The following is a 5,881-nucleotide window of genomic DNA, read 5'->3' on the forward strand; positions in this document are numbered from 1 at the left end:
TCCATCGTCGAAGCGGACCGTCACTACCGAGCCACTGCGCGATTCAATCACCCCTGGGTAATATTCACGACTGCCCTGCCAAGGGGACAACACCCAGTCGCCAACCTCCTGCGCCAGCGCAGCCGACGATAGACTAAACGCTACCGCCGCAAGCGTTGTGCTCAGTATTGCTTTGCTAAGTTCCATAAACACTCCATTTCGCGTAACTATACTGTAATAATAATATAAAAAGATTTTATTAACGCATCCAGTGCCATGATTTGATGATAATGCAAACTTTATTTATGTCGATTTGAGCTAACATATTTGGGTCGGAACCAGCCGCCGAAATGCCTAGATATACAGTCAATTGCCGGGCTTGAACTCGAAGACTTTTTAGGGTCGCACGCCCGATGCTGCCAGGACCGGATGTGTTGTATGCTTATTTGAGCGACTGCTTTTGGGCAAGCGGATGGGCAGACTGAACGGCCGCAATTGTGCACAAGGCTGCCATTGCAAAAGATCCAATCAAAAACTGAACGAGCCAAACCGTTACAAATGAATTTGACATTCCATTGACCATCTTTCAATTTGAGTAGCTAGTTATCGGGGTGGGGGAAACCATGGATAATATTTCAATATGGAGTGGGCTTATTGTAGCACTGATCGTTCTGATCATGCTTTCGCCATTTCTGCTGCTGATTTTTTATCGGCAGAAGCGTGTTGTAGTTCGTCACTCCCAATCCGGTTTGACGAAAAACGGATATTATGGGTTCAGTCCGACATATTTCTGCTTTGGTTGGTTTGTACCGCTGTTCCGTGGTGAGATAAGCATTGCGGCACTGCATTTGATTTTCAGCATTTTCACGTTTGGAATTTGGCAGTTGATTGCCTCGTTCATTTATAATCGCCAGTACACAGCCCGATTGCTTACCTCGGGCTGGTCCTTGGCTGATACCAGTGAAAGCGAAGCTCAAGCTCGAATTGCCTTGGGAATAACCAGCTAATCTTCAGCCTGCTTGCCAGTCCTGGTGATTGGGGGAATAGTAGGACTATGGTTTTGCGATGTCTGGCTGCTTCACCATCCTAAAAATAAAACAGTATCCAATCGGCCCCAAGATGGCGGCACATTTGCGTTCCATACTTAGGCATTGGTCAAGGACGGTGACGACTTTAACGTGGTCATCAACTAATCCAGTGAGATCAAACGAAGACGAAAATCTGTCGCCATCGTCAACAGGAAAGCCGATAAACGGCTGAAGCAATTGCAAGCTATCAAAATCTAATTGATGCCAGAAATACCTTCAAGCTGCAGTGGCAGCTAAGATACTTTTACGTTTTGGGGGGACTTGGTTGCCACCGAATTGAGCTGTTACAACACTCCTCCAGCAAGCGAAGAACAGCTTGAACAATTCACTGAGTGGCTTTGGTCGCTGGCGCCGGAAGAATGGCACCATCCAGAAAACGGGGGTATTTCCGGAATATATCGCGCCCCTTAATCGATTAAGCAAAGTGGCGGGATCAGGCGCGGCATATGCCACGCCGATATGGGGCTCTTGCCGGAGCTAACCGTGGCCTTAAAGAGACCACGCACAAATTTCAGCTTTACGGCTCTTCCAACATGCGCCTGACCTGTTCATCACGCCTAAAGTTGCATGCGCGTGCGTTGAGCCCGCTGTTTCGTTCCAATATCCAATCGCTTCGCCGTCTAGCCTCAAAAGTTGAGCAATATAGCTCTCATTTAGGGACATAATTTGGAAGCTACCCCCCGTTTCCAGACGCACCCAGCACTGGCCGTCGATGAATTTTTTTCCCGATATTTTGAGCAGACAGCGACCTTTTTTGCCGCGCCAGTTCGTTTTTCCATCGACCGCCCCAACAGAATTTTTCAAGGTCTTTGGCCGTGCCAGATTGTCTGCAAATCCTTGACTTGCTTCAATCTGTGACGACTTTTTATAATCCGTAGCTGCATAAGCTGCCGAGCTTGGCACAACAAAAGCGGCGCAGAAACCGAACAAAAAAGTGGGAAGCGCTATTCGATTAAGGCGTGGGTGGGTTATTTCGGCTACTGCCGGTTTTTGTAATGATATCATATGCGTCCCCCAATGGACCCTCAAACGCCAGCTCGAAACTTTCATCAGATATTGCGCGATCCCCGCCATCTTGATCCGAATGGCGGTCACGCCACCGCAAATGTTGAGGCAGCCAGACGGACGCTAGTTATTACCCTGAACGAAATTACCGAGCATTCCGAGTGCGGAACCCTCTCCCCGATTTTCTCCGCCGCGCGGTCCGGCTGCAGCCAGCATCCGTCCAGCAAGACGTGAGAACGGAAGCGATTGGATCCAGACATGGCCTGGCCCGCGAAGACGGGCAAAGAAGAGACCCTCGCCGCCAAACAATACAGACTTAACGCCGCCAGCTGTGACAAGGTCGAAGTCTACCGTCGGTGTAAATGCAGCCAAACAGCCGGTATCGACGTGGATCTCCTCGCCAGCGGCCAGCTCGCGCTCTACCAAGGTGCCGCCCATTTGCGTGAACACCCATCCATCGCCTTCCAGCTTCTGCATGATAAAGCCTTCGCCGCCGAACAGACCGGTCATCACTTTGCGCTGAAACGCAATGCCAATGGACACGCCCTTTGCAGCGGCAAGAAAGCTGTCCTTTTGGCAGATCAACGTCCCGCCATAATCGCTTAGCTTGAGTGGCAAAATTGCGCCCGGTGTCGGGGAGGCAAAGGCGACCTTGGCTTTTCCCTGACCATTGTGCGTGAATACCGTTGTAAACAGGCTTTCCCCCGTCACCAACCGCTTGCCTGCGCCAACCAGCTTACTCATAAAACTGCCGCTCTGGTCATCGCTGCCATCACCAAATACGGTGGTCATACCGACCGAGGCATCCTTCCACACGAGCGCGCCGGCTTCTGCAACGGCGCTCTCACCCGGATCGAGTTCAATCTCGACAAACTGCAATTCCTGTCCTTTGATTTCAAAATCAATTTCGTCGGCCATCTTATTATCACCCTTCATATCGGCGCTCAGCCATGATTAAATATAGTGTTTTAAGGGAAGTTGGTCCCCGAGTTGGCATCACTCAGGAAAGCCCCTCATTCCGCCAAGACGATAATGCGATCCCCCGCATTGTAGCGAACGGCCGTCGATTTTATTGGGTTGATGATAATCCCGCTCTGCCCGATGCCGTCAGCTTCCGTCTGGTTCAAAATATGATGACCGATGGCAACTTCGCCTCGAGCTAATGCGGCCTGGACTGCCTCTTGGTAGGTTGTGTCTTGGCCAAGGGTCACATAATTCTCTGCGGGACGCATGCTGATTTCGGAACCGCCATCGTCCAGCAAATCTGTAAAGATTGCCTCAAGGTGCTCATTTTCGGATGCTTGTGCCAGCATCAGGCTCACCAGCTTGTTGCTAACGACGAAATCATTGACGTTCGTGACGCTTGCCAATGTGCGGTTCCGGACATCCACCATCTCGCTGACGATGCTTATATTTCGATCATCGGTTTCTTTCATCTTACGCAGATGCAACAAACTTACTAAAGTCCGGGTATCAGCGGCCTGAGCCGACATATGGTCGTTATGCGCCAAAACGAGAACCTGATCATAAGAGAGCGGATCGAGCGAAGAAATGTCCGCCCAGCGTCCCGTATTGACCTTTTTAAGTTCGATTTTCTGATTTTTACTGTCGACGACGATATCCGCAACCGCCTGCTCAATCTCCGGCACATCAGCGGCGATTGTAAGTAAAGAACCCGGGCCAACATAGCGCGAGAGCTCGCTTGCAATAATTGGGGCGCGTCGGTTCCAGCCAAGGATGAGGGTGCGTTCCGGTTTTGGAAGGACCGCCGCCGCTTTTCCTAAAGACGGAATGGCAACGTTCGTTGCTTTTCCATCGAGTAGAATTGTGGAGTCATCCTCCGCAATCAAAACCATCGACATGTCTTCTGTAATCGGCAGGTTGCTCGGCGGGTTGAGGGAAACGACGCCCTCGGCGCTGCAGACACCGATGACGCTCGACGTGTCATAGGCCATCACCGCTTCGCCGAATGATTTTCCGGAAAGTTTTGGCTGTTCAACCACATAAATTTCGCAGCCGTCGAAATCGAGTAATTCAACAAACACAGCCGACAGCCCTGGCTCGCGGGTGGATTGAACCATTACGCGCGCTATAAGGTCGTCGGCCAACACAATTTGCACCTCGTTCCCGCCAACTACACGCGCCAAATCTACACTTTCCGCCTCGCGCAGTTCTGCAGCGATTTGGAATTTATCAGGGCGGCGGTCTGGGTCATTCACCAGTGCCAAGATCGTTTTAATCACCTGTGGATCCGCATCATCAGTCTCAGGAGACATGATGATGACAGACCGGCATGTCTCGGGACTAGCAAGCCCGATGTCAAAAAGGACGGTTGGATCGCCGCTGCGACAGATAACGCGCGTATTCTTCAGGTCTTTGATTTTGTCGGCGATCTCTTCTTCCATGGCTACCTTGTCCATGTCAGCCATGATGACAATGCGCGGCTTACGGCTACTTTCGTTCGCGATGACAATTTCACGGATGACGTCAAAAATCGACTCGGACCAGTTGAATATGATCGTATGGTTTTTCTCGAGAACCTTCGACTTCCCCTTGCTCAGTTCTTCGAGTTTGCTGTCAAGCCCGGTGCTGAGAACACCAATAAGTGCGGAGACAACAAATATGCCCGCCAAGGTCACGAGCAGCATGACGATGCGGAAACCCCACCCCTCATCGCCGCCCATGGTTCCAGAATCTAGCGTTCGCATCAGCGAAGCCCAAAAGCCCTCAATAAAGCTAATGTCCTCATCGCCCTCAGGCACGATGCTGAAAAGGGAGACTACGGCACCAGCCACCGTAATAATTGCGAGCGAGATAAGACCAAGCCAACCAATCAGTGCGATTGGGCCTGCCGCCATAGTCTTATCAAATTCATAGCGAATGCGTGCAATAAATTCGGGACGAAACATTTTCTGAACCTCAATATTTCTTTAAGTCAAATGCATTGATAGACCGAGTAATCTGCTATGGATCGGGTCAGCATTGCAGCCTCGCGATGCCCTGGCCCGTCGCCAACCAAGGCAACGGGCCCTCTGCCTCGCAGAGGTTTGGCCAGTCCCTTAAGGGGCAAGCTTCAACAGCGCCTTTGGCGCTTCACTGGGCCCAGGGCCAATATCCCAACGCAACGTTTTGAGTGTGCCGGCTGTTACCGCGCCGCTCTTGCTGTTGCTCATAAGTATCGGAGCATCTGTCGTCAGTGTGAAGCTGCCTTTTACCGGAATTGCCTTTTTCTCTTGTTGACCAGCCTCGTTACGAGCCTCGCCAGCGGAGGACTTCTCATCATCAGGAACGACGCGGAATGCTGGCGCCACGACACTGAGGTTCCCATCATCTAAACGGGTTACATACAGCATGGGCGCGCCTACACTGACACTCGGGAAGATGGGGAATGCAAAACCATCAGCGAGGCGACCGCTAGTGCTGTAGTCGACCATGAATACGCCATCGCCAAGATGTTCGATTTTGCGAAAACCGGCAAGCTTTTCGACTTCGCGCGTGAAGCGCGCTACCATTTCGGGGTCATTGAAGTTCATGCCGCCATATAGCTTCAGAATATTTTCACTTACCGCCTTCTGGCGAACTTGTTCTGCTACCCGTTCCGCTTTTCCCGCATCCCATTCGGCTTTTTGTTTTTTAACTTCGGCAGGCTTACAGTCGCGGGCCACGTTCTCCGTGTCATCCACAATAGTTTTAGTGCCGTCGTCGTTCGGGTAGATGGAGCGAGACACGCTCTTGTTAGGGTCTTGAGGGGGAATTTCTGCGTCGTCCGCATAAGTCCTGGTGGTGGTTACCTCATCGGAGCATTTAGC

6 protein-coding genes are annotated in these 5,881 nt (G+C 51.4%); 1 reads left to right on the plus strand and 5 read right to left on the minus strand.

Annotated elements, in window-relative coordinates:
- On the minus strand, positions 1-186 hold a 186-nt coding region (locus QE270_RS03820), incomplete at its 3' end, for a hypothetical protein (protein WP_300035389.1).
- Between the two features lie 416 nt (positions 187-602).
- Here QE270_RS03820 and QE270_RS03825 point away from each other — a divergent pair.
- Positions 603-986, plus strand: coding sequence for a hypothetical protein (locus QE270_RS03825; protein ID WP_300035392.1), 384 nt, complete (start codon positions 603-605; stop codon positions 984-986).
- Between the two features lie 570 nt (positions 987-1,556).
- On the opposite strand, the gene QE270_RS03830 is transcribed toward QE270_RS03825, so the two are convergent.
- The 4 genes from QE270_RS03830 to QE270_RS03845 form a co-directional block, all read right to left on the minus strand.
- On the minus strand, positions 1,557-2,162 hold the full coding sequence (locus tag QE270_RS03830; protein WP_300035395.1) for a hypothetical protein: 606 nt from the start codon (positions 2,160-2,162) through the stop codon (positions 1,557-1,559).
- 33 nt (positions 2,163-2,195) lie between these two features.
- Entirely contained in the window at positions 2,196-2,990 is a 795-nt protein-coding gene (locus QE270_RS03835) for a TIGR00266 family protein (protein ID WP_300035399.1), read from the minus strand.
- A gap of 95 nt (positions 2,991-3,085) precedes the next feature.
- Complete coding sequence (locus tag QE270_RS03840; RefSeq protein ID WP_300035402.1) at positions 3,086-4,981, minus strand: hypothetical protein; 1,896 nt, start codon at positions 4,979-4,981, stop codon at positions 3,086-3,088.
- 150 nt (positions 4,982-5,131) lie between these two features.
- On the minus strand, positions 5,132-5,881 hold a 750-nt coding region (locus QE270_RS03845), incomplete at its 5' end, for a hypothetical protein (protein WP_300035405.1).

Source organism: Sphingorhabdus sp. (assembly GCF_029865925.1).
Lineage (GTDB): Bacteria > Pseudomonadota > Alphaproteobacteria > Sphingomonadales > Sphingomonadaceae > Sphingorhabdus_B.